The sequence below is a fragment of the Ruegeria sp. CDSA246 genome, from assembly GCF_059611225.1.
Map to the genome: position 1 here is coordinate 54320 of NZ_JBXWPD010000012.1, position 18329 is coordinate 72648.

20 protein-coding genes are annotated in these 18329 nt (G+C 57.8%); 7 read left to right on the forward strand and 13 right to left on the reverse strand.

The genetic code is table 11. The annotated features are described in order from the left end of the window. Positions 1 to 55 precede the first annotated feature (55 nt). Positions 56 to 2005, reverse strand: a complete 1950-nt coding sequence (locus AC2FI9_RS16125) for an AsmA family protein (RefSeq protein WP_496769026.1) — start codon at positions 2003 to 2005, stop codon at positions 56 to 58. Positions 2006 to 2099: 94 nt separating this feature from the next. Between AC2FI9_RS16125 and rimO the strand changes: the two genes are divergently transcribed. Continuing rightward, a complete protein-coding gene (rimO, locus tag AC2FI9_RS16130) occupies positions 2100 to 3488 on the forward strand; it encodes a 30S ribosomal protein S12 methylthiotransferase RimO (protein ID WP_496769027.1) in 1389 nt (462 codons plus the stop codon). A gap of 609 nt (positions 3489 to 4097) precedes the next feature. Here rimO and AC2FI9_RS16135 read toward each other — a convergent pair. Beyond that, a complete protein-coding gene (locus AC2FI9_RS16135) occupies positions 4098 to 4286 on the reverse strand; it encodes a hypothetical protein (RefSeq protein WP_058275732.1) in 189 nt (62 codons plus the stop codon). Positions 4287 to 4500: 214 nt separating this feature from the next. On the opposite strand from AC2FI9_RS16135, the gene AC2FI9_RS16140 reads away from it, so the two are divergent. Beyond that, entirely contained in the window at positions 4501 to 4743 is a 243-nt protein-coding gene (locus AC2FI9_RS16140) for a CDGSH iron-sulfur domain-containing protein (protein WP_496724077.1), read from the forward strand. Here AC2FI9_RS16140 and AC2FI9_RS16145 read toward each other — a convergent pair whose 3' ends face one another. The 4 genes from AC2FI9_RS16145 to AC2FI9_RS16160 form a co-directional block, all read right to left on the reverse strand. Continuing rightward, positions 4744 to 5004, reverse strand: coding sequence for a DUF6455 family protein (locus AC2FI9_RS16145; RefSeq protein WP_496769029.1), 261 nt, complete (start codon positions 5002 to 5004; stop codon positions 4744 to 4746). A 54-nt stretch (positions 5005 to 5058) separates the two neighbouring features. Then, positions 5059 to 5334, reverse strand: coding sequence for a DUF6455 family protein (locus AC2FI9_RS16150; protein ID WP_109313235.1), 276 nt, complete (start codon positions 5332 to 5334; stop codon positions 5059 to 5061). 68 nt (positions 5335 to 5402) lie between these two features. Then, positions 5403 to 5771, reverse strand: a complete 369-nt coding sequence (locus AC2FI9_RS16155) for a YigZ family protein (protein ID WP_496769032.1) — start codon at positions 5769 to 5771, stop codon at positions 5403 to 5405. Next, the gene (locus AC2FI9_RS16160; protein WP_496704770.1) at positions 5768 to 6475 is read right to left on the reverse strand and encodes a M48 family metallopeptidase; all 708 of its coding nucleotides are present in this window, start codon (positions 6473 to 6475) and stop codon (positions 5768 to 5770) included. The genes AC2FI9_RS16155 and AC2FI9_RS16160 overlap by 4 nt, the downstream gene beginning before the upstream one ends. Positions 6476 to 6597: 122 nt before the next feature. Here AC2FI9_RS16160 and AC2FI9_RS16165 point away from each other — a divergent pair, with 122 nt between their 5' ends. Further along, positions 6598 to 6846 (forward strand): DUF8831 family protein, encoded by a 249-nt coding sequence (locus AC2FI9_RS16165; protein ID WP_108859312.1) that lies wholly within the window; start codon positions 6598 to 6600, stop codon positions 6844 to 6846. Here the strand turns inward: AC2FI9_RS16165 and AC2FI9_RS16170 are convergent. Continuing rightward, a complete protein-coding gene (locus tag AC2FI9_RS16170) occupies positions 6834 to 7109 on the reverse strand; it encodes a DUF167 domain-containing protein (protein ID WP_496724578.1) in 276 nt (91 codons plus the stop codon). The two genes, AC2FI9_RS16165 and AC2FI9_RS16170, sit on opposite strands and share 13 nt — an antisense overlap. 138 nt (positions 7110 to 7247) lie before the next feature. Here AC2FI9_RS16170 and AC2FI9_RS16175 point away from each other — a divergent pair, with 138 nt between their 5' ends. Further along, complete coding sequence (locus AC2FI9_RS16175) at positions 7248 to 7826, forward strand: nitroreductase family protein (protein ID WP_496769034.1); 579 nt, start codon at positions 7248 to 7250, stop codon at positions 7824 to 7826. Beyond that, a complete protein-coding gene (locus AC2FI9_RS16180; RefSeq protein ID WP_496769036.1) occupies positions 7823 to 8521 on the forward strand; it encodes an EI24 domain-containing protein in 699 nt (232 codons plus the stop codon). Before AC2FI9_RS16175 ends, AC2FI9_RS16180 begins: the two co-directional genes overlap by 4 nt. Positions 8522 to 8524: 3 nt before the next feature. Here AC2FI9_RS16180 and AC2FI9_RS16185 read toward each other — a convergent pair whose 3' ends face one another. Further along, the gene (locus tag AC2FI9_RS16185; RefSeq protein WP_496769039.1) at positions 8525 to 8800 is read right to left on the reverse strand and encodes a DUF1467 family protein; all 276 of its coding nucleotides are present in this window, start codon (positions 8798 to 8800) and stop codon (positions 8525 to 8527) included. A 21-nt stretch (positions 8801 to 8821) separates the two neighbouring features. Next, positions 8822 to 9226 carry a methylmalonyl-CoA epimerase gene (gene mce / locus AC2FI9_RS16190; RefSeq protein ID WP_058275955.1) on the reverse strand — a complete coding sequence of 135 codons (405 nt, stop codon included), beginning with the start codon at positions 9224 to 9226 and terminating at the stop codon, positions 8822 to 8824. A 134-nt stretch (positions 9227 to 9360) separates the two neighbouring features. Here mce and AC2FI9_RS16195 point away from each other — a divergent pair, with 134 nt between their 5' ends. Then, complete coding sequence (locus tag AC2FI9_RS16195) at positions 9361 to 10077, forward strand: response regulator (protein ID WP_496769041.1); 717 nt, start codon at positions 9361 to 9363, stop codon at positions 10075 to 10077. Between the two features lie 247 nt (positions 10078 to 10324). On the opposite strand, the gene aspS is transcribed toward AC2FI9_RS16195, so the two are convergent. The 4 genes from aspS to AC2FI9_RS16215 form a co-directional block, all read right to left on the reverse strand. After that, positions 10325 to 12100: an aspartate--tRNA ligase gene (gene aspS / locus AC2FI9_RS16200; protein WP_496769043.1), complete on the reverse strand. Its 1776-nt coding sequence runs from the start codon at positions 12098 to 12100 to the stop codon at positions 10325 to 10327. A gap of 78 nt (positions 12101 to 12178) precedes the next feature. After that, positions 12179 to 12850: a CPBP family intramembrane glutamic endopeptidase gene (locus AC2FI9_RS16205; protein ID WP_496769044.1), complete on the reverse strand. Its 672-nt coding sequence runs from the start codon at positions 12848 to 12850 to the stop codon at positions 12179 to 12181. Beyond that, the gene (locus AC2FI9_RS16210; protein ID WP_496769046.1) at positions 12847 to 13494 is read right to left on the reverse strand and encodes an aminotransferase class IV family protein; all 648 of its coding nucleotides are present in this window, start codon (positions 13492 to 13494) and stop codon (positions 12847 to 12849) included. Before AC2FI9_RS16210 ends, AC2FI9_RS16205 begins: the two co-directional genes overlap by 4 nt. Beyond that, positions 13449 to 14576, reverse strand: coding sequence for an aminodeoxychorismate synthase component I (locus AC2FI9_RS16215; RefSeq protein WP_496769154.1), 1128 nt, complete (start codon positions 14574 to 14576; stop codon positions 13449 to 13451). The genes AC2FI9_RS16210 and AC2FI9_RS16215 overlap by 46 nt, the downstream gene beginning before the upstream one ends. 176 nt (positions 14577 to 14752) lie before the next feature. Here AC2FI9_RS16215 and carB point away from each other — a divergent pair, with 176 nt between their 5' ends. Beyond that, positions 14753 to 18097 carry a carbamoyl-phosphate synthase large subunit gene (gene carB, locus AC2FI9_RS16220; protein ID WP_496769050.1) on the forward strand — a complete coding sequence of 1115 codons (3345 nt, stop codon included), beginning with the start codon at positions 14753 to 14755 and terminating at the stop codon, positions 18095 to 18097. Positions 18098 to 18329 lie beyond the last annotated feature (232 nt).

The window sequence follows — 18329 nt, forward strand, 5'->3', positions numbered from 1 at the left end:
CACTACTGCGTTTCGGGGCATCTTCTGCCCCGAAACCTTTGCGTATTGGCGCTGATTAGTTACCGCCAAATAGCTTCAGCAGCCCCTTGTTCACTTCGTCTTCCAGTTTGTTCTTGATCGCATCTTCGATCTGATCACTGTCCGTAATCGTCGTGTTCAGCTCGTCCCCGACTTTGTCTAAGACTTTCTGCTTGGCCTCATCTTCAAGCTCTTTGGCTTTTCCTTCAGCAACAGCTTCAATGACTTTGGTCAGATCCGGCTTGATCGACGGGTTGCTCCACGGCCCGACGATTTTCACTGGTACCGCGATGCCGTTTCCCGAATTCGCGCGCAGCGCAACAGGTGTGAAAAGATAGTCGATATCGCGGTTGCCGATTCCGACCCGACCGGAACCGTCGGCTCGGAAGTTATCCAGCGCCATCAATAGGTCGTTGTTCCACAATACCCCTTGATCCATGGTGAAGCTGGCGGACAGGCTGTTGAATACGGTTGTGCCGCCCTCACCCCCGCTGCGGCCCATCAGGCGGTCCAGATCAAACCCCGAGATCACGCCCTTGCCCACGTCCACACGACCCTTGCCGCTGAGTGAGCGCATGATCTGATCCTCGGTCTGTCCAACTCCCAGAAACTCAAACGATCCTGATCCGGTGCCGGACAACCGCTCGATCCCGCCAAGGGCGGACAGAGCTTGCTGTACGTCCATACCATCCGCGGTCAGATTGCCGCCGACCGATAAACCGTTCCGGTTGTTGGCAACCACTTGCCCGTTCAGATGCCCTGAAAACAATGTGGCAGGATTCATCTGAAGAACCGCCCTGGATCGATCAAGGTTAAGCGTCAGATCGCTGGGTCCCAGCGTCAGGCCCGGTACGGCAATGGAATTGGCTTTGAGGCGGATTTTGCCATTCGCCAAGGCCAGCGCAGACGCATCAATCGGGGTGGTCGACCACCCTTGGTCAGGCGACGGCGCCGACCCTCCGCCAGCGCCACCAGGCGTATCATTGAATTGAGTAAGATCCAGGTCACCGCCTTCCAGCCGTGCGGTAATCTGCGGCGGGTCCGAGATAACGATATCTGCCTCGCCGGTCAGGCGATTATTATCCAGCAACGCCACCAAATTGCGCAGTGAAATCCGACCATCGCTGGTATAGGTCATTTGCCCGGCCACGTCAGCCTCGCGCCCAAGACCCAATGGCTCCCCAACACCGGCCTGACCAAAAGCAGCCAGCATACGTTCCGTGTTCGTCGTTTTGGCCAGCAATCTGCCATCCATTTCACCAGCCAGATTGACCCGGCCTGCAAAACCGAACTCTCCTCCGGGCGCGGTCATGGTCAAATCCAGCGGCGTTACCGCGCCGGACGCGTAAGCTGGCAGATCTTGAATCTTGAGGTCGACATCGACCGCCCCCCCGGGCACTGCCATCTGAGCCTGAACCTGCAGAGGCGCCGAAACGTCCGGCCAACTGGCCGCCAGATTGACATTGGCAAAATCGAATTTAGTTGCGCCGTTTTCGATATAGACCAAACGTGCATTCGTCAGCTTCAGATGATCCAGCGTCACCTCGCCCTGCTGCCCTTGCGGTGCCGCGCCGCTTGCAGCCCCCGCCGAGGTTGTGTTTGCGGGTGCCGAAAGTTCCCAATTCCCACGCCCATCCGAAAGTTCCAACCGCAGAACCGGATTGTCGGCAATCACCCGTTTGATGCGTAGGTCTCCGGAGATCAGCGCTGCAGCATCAACCCCCACGGCCAGGCTTTCGGCGCTCAGCATTGGTTCAGGACCGGCCCATTGTGCATTTCCAAAAGTCACCGGACCGGTTTCCAGCCCCAGCACGGGCCAGAAAGACAGGTTCACATCACCCGTAAGCTTCAGGTCACGCCCGGTTTGGGTGCGGACCTGCTCGGCCAATATGGTGGCCAGCTTGTCGCCGGGCATCAGCAGCAAGGCCCCGATGACCAATCCAAAAACCGCCACCAACAGGAAAACTATGCGCAACAGCCACTTCATATTCTGCTCTCCGCCTTTTTTCATGCGTTAAAAAGATCATCCAAAGCCTGCGCCGCATTTGCAAGGGGAAGCGTTCCCCATTATATGCCGCGCAATGACAACGAACCCGCCAAACCTCCGCCCCGACCTGGCGCCTACCGCCCGGATGCCCGAGACGCCACGTTCGAACCAGCCGACCATCGGTATGGTATCCTTGGGCTGCCCCAAGGCCCTGGTCGATAGTGAGCGCATTCTGACGCGCCTGCGTGCCGAAGGATACGGCATCTCGCCCGACTATTCAGGCGCGGATGCCGTGATCGTGAATACCTGCGGGTTTCTCGACAGTGCCAAGGCCGAGTCGCTGGACGCGATCGGCGAGGCGCTGGTCGAGAATGGCAAGGTCATCGTGACCGGCTGTCTGGGCGCGGAACCGGATTACATCCGCGAACATCACCCGCGCATCATGGCTGTTACCGGCCCGCATCAATACGAGCAGGTACTGGATGCGGTGCATTCGGCAGTGCCGCCCGATCCTGATCCGTTTGTGGACCTGCTGCCTGCTGCAAGCGTACAGTTGACCCCCCGACATTACAGCTATCTCAAGATTTCCGAGGGCTGTAACCACAAATGCAAGTTCTGCATCATCCCTGACATGCGCGGCAAGCTCGCCAGCCGCCCGGCCCACGCGGTGCTGCGCGAAGCCGAAAAGCTGGTCGACAATGGCGTGCGTGAATTGCTGGTGATCTCGCAGGACACATCCGCCTATGGGTTGGACCGGAAGTATGACTTAAACCCGTGGAAGGACCGCGAGGTGCGCAGCCACATCACCGATCTGGCGCGTGAGCTGGGGCAGTTGGATGCATGGGTTCGGCTCCACTATGTCTACCCCTACCCGCATGTGCGCGAGTTGATCCCCCTGATGGCCGACGCCGGATGCAACATCCTGCCCTATCTGGACATCCCGTTCCAGCATGCCCATCCGGACGTTCTGAAACGCATGGCACGCCCGGCAGCGGGAGCCAAGACTTTGGATGAGATCGCCGCATGGCGCGCAACCTGCCCGGACATCACGCTGCGGTCGACCTTTATCGTCGGTTATCCGGGCGAGACCGAGGCCGAGTTCCAGACCCTTCTGGATTGGATGGACGAGGCGCAACTGGATCGTGTTGGCTGCTTCCAATACGAAAACGTCGATGGCGCGCGATCAAACGACCTGCCAGATCACGTTCCAGCCGAGGTCAAACAAGAGCGTTGGGAACGCTTCATGGAAAAAGCGCAGGCCATCTCCGAGGCTAAGCTGGCCGCCAAGGTCGGCCAGACCATCGACGTGATCGTGGACGAGGTTGATGACGAAGCCGCCACGTGCCGCACCAAGGCGGACGCGCCCGAGATCGACGGGAACCTGTTCATCGATGAGGGTTTCGATGATCTGAAGCCTGGTGACATCGTATCGGTCGAGATCGATGAGGCCGGCGAATACGATTTATGGGGCAAACGCACCTGACCCTAATATGCCCGTTCACCCCAGATGGGCAGAGCGTGATTTAAGTTTATTGGCTTGAGCCGGGATTTTCCCGGACCATGAATGAAAACCTCAACTTGCTGGAAGGAGGGTTTTCATGGCGTACTTTCGTGCAATCTCATTCAATTGCTTGGCCGCGATACTTGCGTCCCAACTTTTTTCTGGCCCGGCAACTGCAGGCAGCATCACCGTTGGAACGAGCGGCCAAGTTGTTGTTGGGTCAAAATCGCAACATGTTCATAACAGCAATAAAATCCGCATTCACCGGCACTATTACTCTCCGAAAGTCTACACACCAAAAGTCTACCACGCAAAACCGGCCCCTAAGAACGCGCCCTACGTTCAGCAAAAGCAAAAAAAGAAATCCTATCGCTACCTTTATGCACCACGGTACGAGTCAAGGCGTCAACACTATCACCGCAAGTCGTTTGGGCACGGATATTGACGGCTGGCGAGGCGATGATTGCCCATTTTCGACGCATTCTGATCTGACCCGCGCCGGCCTAAAGCGGGCACAAAAAAACCGCCCAACAAGGGCGGTCGGATGCGTTGAGTAAGCGGGCGGCCAAAACAAGACCGCCCGCAGAATTCTTACTGAGCGACCGGGTTACAGATGGTCTGTCCCGCTTCAGTCGTGGCCAGCTCGGTTCCAGCCGGGCAGCTCGGTGTGCCGAACTTGTCGTATTCAGGCGTGATGTAAACCGGCGTCGGCTCTTCCTGCTGCGAGCATGCAGCCAGAACCAGGGCAATTGCGCTAACGGCAGCAAATTTAAGTTTCATGTCCGTCATTCCTCTAAAAATTTTCTCATATTGCCCTATTATCTGGGGCCAGTCTCAAAATACGACCTCGTTGATATTATTGCAACAAAATCAATCACAGTTTTGTGAGAACGGCAAAACCATGCTGCTTGCATAAAGAAACATAAGCGCTCTACACGCCCCCGCGATGGCCTTATAGTTGTTTCACGACATTAGCCAAAAGCGGAGCAGCCACATGTCAGATGAGCCGAAACCTGCCCAAAAAGCCCCCTACCCGGTCGAAGTGACCGAAGGGAAAACCTATTTCTGGTGTGCTTGCGGCAAGTCAGAGCGCCAGCCCTTCTGCGATGGTTCACACAAGGGAACCCAGTTTGAACCAGTGAAGTTTACTGCCGAGACCAGCAAGAAGGTGTTCTTTTGCGGGTGCAAACAAACGGCCAATCCGCCGCTGTGCGACGGTTCGCATTCCAAGCTCTGACTAAGTCTTCAAAGCGTTCAGCGTTTCTGCATTCACGCAGAATTCAGGGGCCGAATCGGCTTTGACCTGTTGTTTCGACAACCACAATTCGCATTGGTCGCTGCATTCAGAGGCACGACAGCGTGTCACAATCTCCTCATAACCATTGGTGGTCAACCGCCCCTCGGCCATCGCTTCGGTCAACGAAACATCTATACATCTGGCTACCGACCGGGTTAGCCAAAAGTGTTTCTCCACGTCGCCCAGAGTATCTCGGGTCATTGGCAGATCTGCCTTTTGTTTGCACAAACGCGGCGATGCGCGGCATGATTTTTCTTAACCGTCGCGCTTGCTTTCCGACAGCGAAGTGAGGCGGTCAAACAGGGACGTATTCCTGCAGTATTCCGGGGTTTTCTGGCCTTGGGCAGATTGTGCCAGAAATTGCGCACAATGATCAGGGTTCGAACAATCACTGCATCGCAGGACCGCATCAGATATCTGGTCAATCGAGACATCACCGCCTATGGCCGCATCTTCCAGATCGACCCCGACGTGGGTTGCCATCTGGTCGACCAGTTCCGCATGTCGTTTCAGAGTATTTTTGCCAAGCATTGCGCTGTCTCCCTGTCGCACAGTTCTGACAGGATAGCGCAGCGGCCCGAACTGGCATTTGACTCAGGTCAAGACCCGGCGCCGATCTGGTCCAGATAGGCGCGGGTGGCATCCTGCACCCTGCGAAAGCGGTCACCGCCCAGCTTTTTACCCCCGTACCAGCGGGTGACAATGATGATGTGGCCCTCCAGTCCGGCCCTTTCGAGCATGCGCAGAATGACCATTCCGGCGCCGCTTTCGCCGTCGTCGGCCTTGAGAGCCCCTGTAGGCAAGATCGTCGCCCAGGTATTGTGCGTCGCCTTGGCATAGGCTTTGTCGGACTTGAGATCTTGCAGAACGGCATCCACGTCCTCGCGCGTTTGCACAGCAGCCCCCGACACCGCGTATTTCGATCCACGATCCGTCAGGATTACGCCCAGCCTTGCTATTTGGGTCATTGCGTCAGCCCAAGTTTTCGGGCCGTGTTCTGAACCATCTGCACACGCTGCGCATTCGGCGGATGTGACGCAAGAAAACTGTCCTCCGGGTCCGGGATGCGGTCAAAGTACTTTGCACCGATCAACGGGTTATATCCGGCATTGTGGGTAATAATTGTGCCCAACTGGTCAGCCTCAAGCTCGAAGGCCTTAACATTCAATTGCACACCCACTTCCGCCCCAATTTTCTGTGTACGCTCCAGGTCTTCTCCCTCTTCTCCAAAGAGCTTGCCCAGATTGTTGAATATGACTGCGCTTTCCTGTGCGTTTTCGGCCTGGCGCGGAATGTGACGCAGCAGATGATGAGCGGTCTCGTGCCCGAGTACAAAAGCCAGCTCATCTGGATTTTGCGCCGACTGAATCATGGATCGGGTCATTATGATCACCGGCTGGCCCCTGTCATCCAAGGTCTGAAACGCATTCGCTTCCGCTTGTGGATTGAGATCAACAAGAACCGTGAAATCGCAATTTTTGACTTTGGCCCGCTTCAGACACTCTGCCCGGGCTTCCTTGCCGATGGAGCGGCTGACATCTCGAACCGCGGCCGCCTCTACCTGATACTCACCCAAGGTCCCCGACCATTGGGTCGCGGGCTGCAATCGCATCTCGCCAGCACTACAGGCCGCCAGAAAAAGAGGAAGAAACAAACAGATCAGACGATACATTCATAATCCTTTGAAACGGTTGGCCCGTTTTCACGACCATAGCGCGGAGCCGCGCCAATCACCACAGCCCGATTGGTAAGGTACGGGTTGCATTGCATTCGGCTGACCTGCACTCTGCTTTCATGTTTTCGATTGAGCATGAATTCGACTCGACAGTCATTACTCTGGTGGACGAAGGCCCCAAGCCTTTGCAAGAGGATGTCGTGATCAACAGCTTCGCCGAATGTGTGACGCTTGAACAATTGGACCCGCGCACGGATCAGATTCAGAGGATCACGTTGTCCCCAGAACAGGTGCGCGATCTGGCGGCGGCTTTGGACTTGCCGGAAGGCGTGTACCAAATCCGGGAAACACCGGATCAGGGTGAATAGACAAATACCTTGTCGCGCGACGTCTGCCCCCGCTTGAGGATCAGAGTGGACGGTGCCACCCCCATGGCCACGGCCAAAATGTTGCGCACCGCCTCGTTTGCCTTGCCATTTTCGGGCGGCGCGGTGACGGTGATGCGAATGTTTCCCTGATCGGTTAAAATCCCATCCTTCGCAGCTTTCGGCGTGACCCGGACCTCGATCCCTTCATCGGGTACGGCGTGCGCGCTCAGATCCGGTACATTTCGCAGCTTTGGTTTGGCCATCTTCCCTCTCTTCTTCTTGAACATCCTTGCACGAACGCTCAGGGAGTGAAATTGATCTCCTGCATCCAGCCACTTGCCCTTGAAACCCGCCAGATGTTCAACCACATACACAACCGCCTATGTAAAGAAAGTTAACATATGTCCTTGAAGAATCCGGCCGCCCTGGAGTTTCTGCAATCGCGCCGGTCGCGCCCTGCAAAAACGCTGGTTGAACCCGCACCGACGCGGGAACAGCTGTTGCCCCTGCTGACAGCCGCCGCACGCAGCCCGGATCATGGCAAGCTGGAACCCTGGCGTTTCATCGTGCTTGAGAAAGGTGCCATGCCGCGTCTGGCGCAGCTGACCGAAGATTGTGGCGCGGCCCTGGGCAAGTCTGCTGAGGATATCGCCAAAGCCCGCAGTCAGTTCGACATGGGCCATCTGGCGGTCGCCGTGATCGAGGTTCAAAAACCCTCCGCGAAAATCCCTGCAATCGAACAGACCTATTCCGCTGGCGCAGTGTGCCTGGCTTTGCTGAACGCGGCGCTTGCTGCGGGTTGGGGCGCGAACTGGCTGTCCGGTTGGCAGACCCACAACCGGGACTTTTGCAAAAAGGCGTTCGGGCTACAAGATAATGAACGCGTCGCGGGTCTGGTCCATATCGCGACCGAGGGCAAAGCACCGCCCGAAAGACCCCGCCCTGACGTGGATGGGTTGACGCAGTGGGTTTCGGAATGACCATTCTCAACGCCTTTTTTGCAGCGCTGGGACAGATCGGCGACCCAAAGTTCCGGGCTGTCCTGTTGCGCGGCGTTGGTCTGACGATTGTTTTGCTGATCGCCGCATGTGCTTTGGCGATCTGGCTGATAAACAGGCTGTCGGGGAACGAGATCTCTCTGCCCTTTATCGGTGCCGTGCCGTGGTTGAACGACGTGCTGAATTATTCCGGCATCTTTGTCGTCCTGATCCTGCCCGTATTTCTGATGGTCCCGGTGGCCTCGGCGATTACGTCGATGTTTCTGGAAGACGTCGCGCAAGCGGTCGAAGACAAGCATTACCCGTCTTTGCCTGCTGTACCAGCCATTCCATTCAGCGAAAGCCTGCGCGACGGGCTGAGCTTCATGGGAGTTCTGATCGTTGCCAACCTGCTGGCCCTGATTCTCTATGCAATCTTTACCCCACTCGCTCCCTTCATCTTCTGGGGCATGAACGGTTTCTTGTTGGGGCGGGAATACTTTACGCTGGCGGCCATGCGCAGGTTGGGTCGCGAAGGTGCACGTAAGCTGCGCGCCAAACACGCAACGACCATCTGGATGGCAGGCATTTTGATGGCGATCCCGCTATCCGTGCCCCTGGTGAACCTTGTGATCCCAATCCTTGGGGTCGCAACGTTCACCCATATCTACCACAAGCTATCAGGGTCTATGGCTTAAAGATCAGCGCTGCGGCTCCAGCTGGTTCAGCCAGTCGAAGTCTCGCACGGAAATCATGCCGGACAGGATGATGCCTGCGATAATGGCCCAGATCACCACCGTGATACCGGTGGTGATCCACATCTTTTTCTTCAGGTGATGCTCTTCAGGTGCGCCCGCGTGGGTGCCCGGAACGATATCACCCAGATCGCCCTGTGTCTTGATGCGAATTGGCAGCACCACCAGCAAGGTCATGAACCAGATCACAGCGAACAGAACGGCCGCACCAGTAATCGACATCTTATCCCCTCCGCGGTTAGGTTACACCTGTTCCAGCTCGACCAGGCAGCCGTTAAAATCTTTGGGGTGCAGGAACAGCACCGGTTTACCATGCGCACCGATCTTGGGCTCACCCGAACCCAGCACGCGCGCGCCGGTTTCTTTCAGGTGATCGCGGGCAGCGATGATATCCTCGACCTCATAGCAGACATGGTGGATGCCGCCAGCGGGGTTCTTTTCCAGAAACCCGTTGATCGGGCTGTCATCGCCCATCGGATAAAGCAGTTCGATCTTGGTATTGGGCAGTTCGATGAACACAACTGTGACGCCGTGATCCGGCTCATCCTGCGGCGCGCCGACTTTCGCGCCCAGCGCGTTGCGATACTGCTCCGAGGCGGCCTCAAGATCGGGTACGGCAATGGCTACGTGGTTCAGGCGACCAATCATGGAACTCTCCTCTGTTCTGCGTTGCAGCGGTTATGGGGGCTGATTGAACAAAGAACAAGTGCGCCAAATTGCCGTTAACGCCCTGTTAGCCAGAAGTTCCTAGCGTGAGGTATCTGCTGATTAGGAGTTCCGCCATGGACGATTCGAGCCCCTTCGCCTCTCCCGCGCAGCCGACGGCCACGCGGCCCCTGCTGGGACAAACTATTTTGGTTGTGGAAGACAGCCGCTATGCCTGCGACGCCATTCGGCTGATGTGCCTGCACAGCGGCGCACGCATCAGGCGGGCGGATTGCCTGCAATCGGCACGGCGTCACCTGCAGATCTACCGCCCGTCTGTCATCATCGTAGACATGGGTCTGCCGGACGGGTCCGGCGCGGATCTAATCGCTGATCTGTCTGAGGCTGCGCCCCGCATTGGGGCCATTCTTGGCATGTCCGGGGATGACCATATGAAACGCACCGCAATGCGGGCCGGTGCCGACGGGTTCTTAGCGAAACCCCTAAAGTCGCTGGCCTATTTTCAGACGTCCATCCTAGAACGTTTGCCCGAAGATCGCCGACCCAGCAGCCTGCATGCCGTCCGGGATGAGATCATTAACGCCGATCCGTTGGCCTATCAGGATGACATGGCGCATATCGCCGACATTCTGGCCGGTCCGAATGATCAGCGCACGCTGGATTACGCGGCACAGTTTCTGCGCGGGGTTGCCCGCGATGCCGAGGATACGGTTTTGGCCGAAGCGGCCCAGCGGCTTGCCGAGTCGCGGGCAGACGGAACCCTAGTAACGGCCGTGGCTGCTCAGGTCGCCGGGATTGTGCAGACCCGTTTGGAACAGCGTGAGGCGATTTGAGATGATGACCGCTTACTTCATAACCGCAACGATCTTGTGCCTTTGGGTCTACTGGCAAACCCGCGCCACCGCCCGCGATATTCGCTCTAGCCGGAAGTCATTTAGGGACCCATGGGAATAGGTCGCCAACAAACGAGCTATGCAAACCTGCGACCAAGCGATGAATACCGGTCCATAGCCATGACCTTTGTACAAGCACAAGCTATGAAAAAACCCGCTGCAGGGTCAGCAGCGGGTTTTGCTATTCTCAGTCCTGAGGGATGATCCGCAGGCCCAGCTCCATCATCTGATCCGAGGTCGGATCGGATGGTGCGTCCATCATTAGATCCTCGGCACGCTGGTTCATCGGAAACATCATGACCTCGCGGATGTTGGCTTCATCGGCCAGCAGCATCACGATACGGTCGATACCAGCGGCGCAGCCACCGTGCGGCGGCGCACCATAATGGAAGGCGTTGAACAGCGCACCAAAGCGGCTTTTTACTTCTTCTTCGCCGTATCCAGCCAGTTCAAAGGCTTTCAACATGATTTCCGGCTTGTGGTTCCGGATCGCGCCCGACACCAGCTCATACCCGTTACAGGCCAGGTCGTACTGATAGCCACGCACGTCCAGAGGATTGCCTTCCAGAGCCTCCATTCCGCCCTGCGGCATCGAGAACGGGTTGTGTTCAAAGTCGATCGCGCCGGTTTCTTCGTCCTGCTCGTAGATCGGGAAGTCCACGATCCAAGCAAAAGCAAAGCGGTTTTTCTCGGTCAGGTTCAGTTCCTCACCGATCACGTCGCGAGCCTTACCTGCGACTTTTTCAAAGGTTTTTGGCTTACCACCCAGGAAGAACGCCGCATCACCAACGCCCAACCCCAGTTGCTGACGGATCGCCTCGGTGCGCTCGGGGCCGATGTTTTTGGCCAGCGGTCCTGCGGCCTCCATCCCTTCGCCCTGATCGCGCCAGAAGATGTAGCCCATGCCGGGCAGACCCTCTTTCTGGGCAAAAGCGTTCATACGGTCACAGAACTTGCGGCTGCCGCCGGTCGGCGCCGGGATGGCGCGGATTTCGGTGCCTTCCTGCTCCAGCAGCTTCGCGAAAATCGCGAAGCCAGACCCGCGGAAGTGGTCAGAGACCACTTGCATTTTGATAGGGTTCCGCAGGTCGGGCTTGTCGGAACCGTACCACAATGCAGCATCCTTGTAGGAGATCTGCGGCCACTCCTGATCGACCTTGCGGCCACCGCCGAACTCTTCGAACACACCGGTTAGAACCGGCTGGATCGTGTCGAACACGTCCTGCTGTTCGACAAATGACATCTCAAGGTCAAGCTGGTAGAAATCAGTGGGCGAGCGGTCGGCACGTGGGTCTTCGTCACGGAAGCAGGGGGCGATCTGAAAATACTTGTCAAAGCCCGACACCATGATCAGCTGTTTGAACTGCTGCGGGGCCTGCGGCAGCGCGTAGAACTTGCCCGGGTGCAAACGCGACGGCACAAGGAAGTCACGCGCGCCTTCAGGCGACGATGCGGTGATGATCGGCGTCTGATACTCGCGGAAGCCCTGATCCCACATACGTTTGCGCATGGAAGAAACAACATCCGAGCGCAGGGTCATGTTGTTCTGCATCGCCTCGCGGCGCAGGTCCAGGTAACGGTAGCGCAGACGCGTTTCTTCGGGGTATTCCTGATCTCCGAACACCATCAGCGGCAGTTCGTCAGCCGCGCCCAGAACCTCAAGCTCCCGCACGTAAACTTCAATCTCACCGGTCGGCAGTTTCGAGTTCACCAGCTCCGGGTCACGTGCTTTGACGGTGCCGTCGATGCGGATACACCATTCCGAACGTACTTTCTCAAGCTCGGCAAAAGCTGCACTGTCGCCATCACACAGAACCTGTGTCACACCGAAATGATCGCGCAGATCGATGAACAGCACGCCGCCGTGATCTCGTACCCGATGCACCCAACCGGACAGGCGGACGGTTTCACCGACATTGGCGGCGGTCAGTGCGGCGCAGGTGTGGCTGCGGTAGGCGTGCATGGATTTATCCCTTCGGGCGTAGAATTCGTCGCGCCGGTACACCCTGTCAGGCTTGGAAAGTCAAGGCAGGTCGCGCCGTCAAAACGGCCTTTGCACGTTGCCGGAATAGAAATAGATGCCCAGACCCGCCGCAAAGATAACATTACCCGCAATAGCATGCAGCAGGACCGCGTAGAAAAACGACCCGCGTTGGCGGTAGGCCCAAGTGAACAACAGCCCTCCGCCAAAGGTCATGATGGCGACAATCCAGCTCCAGTACATCAGGTGGGCCAGCGAAAACAAGGACGCGTTCAGTAGGTAAGCCGCCTTCCCGTTTGGCAGGATCGCCTGGTAGCGGCGGAAGAACAGCGACCGGAACAAAAGCTCTTGCGGAAGGGCCGAAGCAATCGGGTAAGCCAGCCAGATCACTGCCAGGAATTCGGGCCGGTAGAGAAGCATGCGAAATGCAACATCCGGTCGCATCGCCATGACGACCGCCGAGCAAAACGCCGCCATGGCAACAGTGAAGAGAGCGAGCTCGCGCCACGTCCAATTGCGCCAGTTGTACCGAAGTTCGGCCCAGGCAAAACCCGGCGTGTAATGGAGCAGGATGATACCGATGGCCGTGAAGGTGAACAGCGACGGAAACATCCAATTCGGAGGAAAAAAGACTGCAATCAGAACTGGCACTGCGATAAAGAACAGGCCGAACTCCAGCCGTAGCCGCAGGTGATGCGTCCCGTCATGCGCCCAATCGCTTTGTTTGCTCACAATACCGCCAATTCCGCCCGGATCAGGCCACGTAAGGAATTCCCTACGAAAACTTTTTCCGCGTTTTTCAGATCGGTCAAGGACAAGACGCTTTCGGTAACCTGTTTATTATCAATCAGTTCTTCTCGCAGAATCCCCGGAAGCAAACCACAGGTCAGCTTTGGCGTCAGACGACGGCCGTCCGGCATATGCAGGAACAGGTTGGTGATGGTCCCTTCGCACAGTTCTTCACGTTCATTCAGAAAAAGAAATTCGTCTATTCCGTCCGGCAGCGATGCGCGAGCCGTATCATAAACAGAGCGTTGTGTCGTCTTGTGCTGCAACCAAACATCCGACGCGGAAAGCCGCATTTTGGTGACCGCGACCCGCCATAATGGTGGGTTGTCGGCCAAAGCTCCGGTTGTCACATCGTATGTTCCATCAACTGCCAGTGTAAGCCGGCACCGCAGAGGAGATTGCCCTCCGACAGTGTCCAGTGCCTGGATGGCTGCGCCCACATCGATAGGCATGCCCATGGCCGCAGCTGACCGGGCCATACGGGATAGATGTCGATCCCGGCGAACGAACCCTTGGCCGGGTCGAAAGGCCAGTGTTTCGATCAGGCGGAAGTCAGGGTCAGCTGGTGGGCAAAGCGAGCTTTCCATAGCGCTTCCTCATATTCCGATGGGGCCGTGCTGTCCCAGATCACTCCACCGCCGACATTGAGGGTGGCCGCGCCATCCTCGACCATCAGGGTTCGGATGGCCACGTTGAATTCGGAACGCCCGTCCGGCGCAGCCCACCCGATTGCACCGCAATAAACATCGCGAGGCCAGGGTTCGAGATCGGACAGAATCTCCATGGCTCGAATTTTGGGGGCACCGGTGATGGAACCGCAGGGAAACAGAGCAGTCAGGATATCGGACAGCTCGGCGCCCATATGCAGCTGCGCCTGCACCAGCGAGATCATCTGATGCACGGTCGCATAAGTTTCGACTTTGAACAGTTCGGGCACCTTGACGGATCCGGGCATCGCGACGCGGCTGATATCGTTGCGCAACAGATCGACGATCATCAGGTTTTCAGCCCGGTTCTTTTCGTCGACCGCCAGGAACGCGCGACGCCGGGCGTCTTCAGCCATATCCTCGCTGCGGGGTTGGGTCCCCTTCATTGGGCGGGTTTCGATCCCGCGGTCCGCGTTCGTGCGAAAGAACAGTTCGGGAGACCGGCTGAGCAGATCGGGCAACCCATCCTGCTGGATCAGCGCGCCGTGACCTACGGGCTGTCCGGCCGTGAGCGCGGCATAAAGCGCGGCGCTATCGCCCTCTACAGTCATATCAATCGGGAATGTCAGGTTGGCCTGATAAATATCCCCTGCCCCAATGGCGTCGTGCACGTGTTGAAACGCCTGCGTGTACCGCGCCTCGTCCCAGCGCGGCTCAAACTGGGTCACGCCACCGGATGCAACCGGCAATTCCCGCTGAATGGGGCGATCATAAACGCCGAAGCATAGTAAAGGCAGCCGGCGGCCTTCTGGCAAACGCTCAGACAGGCGCGGTTCCAGCACGTACCCTAGCTCATAGCTGGCATAGCCGGCCAACCAAGCCCCTTGCGCGCGCGCCGCGTCCAGCGCCTCCAACGCTTGGGGCACGTCCTCCGCATTGTCCGCGCGGATCATATCGGCTGGCCGGTCAAAACTGGTTCCTGACCCGGCTGGCCCCTGATCAAAACGAATACGCAATTGCATCCTCATTTGTCGTGCTGCGCGGTATAGAGAATACGCCGCCAAGGGAAAGGGGGGAAAGCGGCAATTTCGCCCCTGTTTCCGATCCCCCTTGCACCTTTTCGCGCGGTCCCTATAACGCAGGACAATTTGGGCGCTTGGGGGTGCCCTGAATCGCGGACAATCGAAGGAACGTGGCCATGCCGAGAAGAACCGACATTCAGTCGATCATGATCATCGGGGCGGGCCCCATTGTTATTGGTCAGGCTTGCGAGTTCGACTATTCCGGCGCTCAGGCCTGCAAGGCACTACGGGAAGAAGGGTACCGGGTCATCCTGGTGAACTCAAACCCCGCCACGATCATGACCGACCCCGAATTGGCCGACGCGACTTATATCGAACCGATCACGCCAGAAGTTGTCGCCAAGATCATTGAAAAAGAACGCCCCGACGCGCTGCTGCCCACCATGGGCGGGCAGACCGGCCTGAACACCTCGCTCGCGCTGGAAGAGATGGGCGTGCTGGACAAGTTTGGCGTCGAGATGATCGGTGCCAAGCGCGACGCCATTGAAATGGCCGAAGACCGCGCCTTGTTCCGCGAGGCGATGGACCGGCTGGGCATCGAAAACCCCAAGGCCGAGATCGTGACTGCCCCCAAGAACGAAAGCGGCAAGAAAGACCTGGACGCCGGTGTGGCGCTGGCCCTCGAAACCCTTGAAAATGTAGGCTTACCCGCCATCATCCGCCCCGCCTTTACGCTGGGCGGCACAGGCGGCGGCGTGGCGTATAACCGCGAAGACTATATCCATATTTGTCGCACCGGCATGGATGCCTCGCCAGTGGGCCAGATCCTAATCGACGAAAGCCTTTTGGGATGGAAAGAATACGAGATGGAGGTGGTGCGCGACACCGCCGACAACGCCATCATCGTCTGCTCCATCGAAAACATCGACCCGATGGGCGTGCACACGGGTGACTCGATCACCGTCGCCCCGGCCCTGACGCTGACTGACAAAGAATACCAGGTCATGCGCAATCACTCGATTGCCGTGCTGCGCGAGATCGGCGTCGAGACCGGCGGATCGAACGTACAATGGGCGATCAACCCGGTCGACGGACGGATGGTCGTGATCGAGATGAACCCGCGCGTATCGCGTTCTTCGGCGCTGGCGTCAAAGGCAACCGGTTTCCCGATTGCCAAGATCGCCGCCAAGCTGGCCGTCGGTTATACGCTGGATGAGCTGGACAACGACATCACCAAAGTCACCCCGGCCAGCTTTGAGCCGACCATCGACTATGTTGTCACCAAGATTCCGAAATTCGCGTTCGAGAAATTCCCCGGCTCCGAGCCCTACCTGACCACCGCCATGAAATCGGTGGGTGAGGCCATGTCTATCGGCCGTACTATCCACGAATCGATGCAAAAGGCGCTGGCTTCGATGGAATCGGGTCTGACCGGGTTTGATGAGGTGGAAATCCCCGGCCTGAATGTCGGTGTCTGGGACGAAGCCGACGACAAGGCCGCCGTCATCAAAGCAATCAGCCAGCAGACGCCCGACCGTCTGCGCACCATCGCGCAAGCAATGCGCCACGGGCTGACCGACGATGAGATCTTTGGCGTCACCAAGTTCGACCCTTGGTTCCTTGCCCGTATCCGCGAGATAATCGAAGCCGAACGCCAGGTGCGCAAAGACGGCCTGCCCGTGACCGAGGAAGGCATCCGTAAGCTCAAGATGCTGGGCTTTACTGACGCGCGTTTGGGAAATCTGACTGGTCGTGACGAAGACAACGTCCGCCGGGCGCGCCGCAATCTGGGCGTTACAGCCGTGTTCAAACGCATCGACACCTGCGCCGCCGAGTTCGAGGCGCAGACGCCCTATATGTACTCGACCTACGAAGCCCCCATGATGGGTGACGTAGAATGCGAGGCGCGTCCGTCTGACCGCAAGAAAGTCGTCATCCTTGGCGGTGGCCCGAACCGGATTGGTCAAGGCATCGAGTTCGACTATTGCTGCTGCCACGCCTGTTTCGCGCTGACCGACGCTGGTTATGAAACCATCATGATCAACTGCAACCCCGAGACCGTGTCGACCGATTACGACACTTCGGATCGTCTGTATTTTGAACCTCTGACTTTCGAACACGTCATGGAAATCCTGACGAAGGAGCAGGAAAACGGCACCCTGCACGGCGTGATTGTTCAGTACGGCGGTCAGACGCCCCTGAAACTGGCCAACGCGCTGGAAGCCGAAGGCATTCCGATCCTGGGCACTACTCCGGATGCCATCGATCTGGCCGAGGATCGTGAACGCTTCCAGGCGCTGGTCAATGATCTGGGCCTGAAACAGCCCAGAAACGGCATCGCATCAACCGACGCACAGGCGCTGGATATTGCTGAAGAGATAGGCTTCCCACTGGTGATCCGCCCCTCTTACGTTTTGGGCGGTCGTGCGATGGAAATCGTGCGCGATATGGATCAACTGAGGCGCTACATCAACGAGGCCGTGGTCGTCTCGGGCGACAGCCCTGTGCTGCTGGACAGCTACTTGGCCGGTGCGGTCGAGCTGGACGTGGATGCGCTGTGCGATGGTACCGACGTGCATGTTGCGGGCATCATGCAGCATATCGAAGAGGCGGGCGTACATTCCGGCGACTCGGCCTGTTCGCTGCCGCCCTACTCGCTATCGGCAGAGATTATCGATCAGATCAAGGGCCAGACGTTCAAGCTGGCCAAGGCACTGAACGTTGTCGGCCTGATGAATGTGCAGTTCGCGATCAAAGACGATGAGATCTACCTGATCGAAGTGAACCCACGCGCCTCGCGGACCGTACCGTTTGTGGCCAAGGCGACCGACAGTGCGATTGCTTCGATTGCGGCACGCGTCATGGCCGGTGAGAAACTTTCGAACTTCCCCATGCGCCCCGCTTATAAGGAAGGTCAGGACACCAAGATTGCCGACCAGATGACGCTGGCCGATCCGGACATGCCGTGGTTCTCGGTGAAAGAGGCTGTTTTGCCTTTTGCCCGCTTCCCCGGCGTTGACACCATTCTGGGCCCGGAAATGCGTTCCACTGGCGAGGTCATGGGCTGGGACCGCGACTTCCCGCGCGCCTTCCTCAAGGCGCAGATGGGCGCAGGCATGGTTCTGCCCTCTTCGGGTCGTGCGTTTATCTCGATCAAGGACGCCGATAAAGGTGCCGCTATGCTTGAAGCCGCTCAAGTTCTGACGGAACAGGGCTTTTCGCTTGTCGCGACCCGTGGCACACAAAGCTGGTTGGCCGAGCAAGGCGTTGCCTGTGAGATCGTCAACAAGGTCTATGAGGGCCGCCCGGACGTGGTCGATATGTTGAAAGACGGCCAGGTTCAGCTGTTGATGAACACCACCGAAGGCGCGCAAGCGGTTGAGGACAGCAAAGCCATCCGATCCATCGCACTGTATGACAAGATCCCATACTACACGACAGCTGCCGCAAGCCACGCCGCCGCGCTGGCAATCAAGGCGCAGGCCGAAGGCGATGTCGAGGTTAGATCGCTGCAGGGCTGATCGGCCTTAACCTGCTTACACGACCGAACGTTTCGCGCGCCCGTTGACCTTGTGTCCCCGGGCGCGCATCTTTTCTATGATTGAGCAGAAGGAAAAAAACAAATGCGCAGGTTTATGGTTTTCGCCGCAATGATGACGCTTGCAGCGTGTGATGTGCCCTTTGTCCCGTTGATCTAAAACAGATTTCAGTGCTGTTTTTCTGTAACCCTCCGATATAAAGGCCGTGTGATAC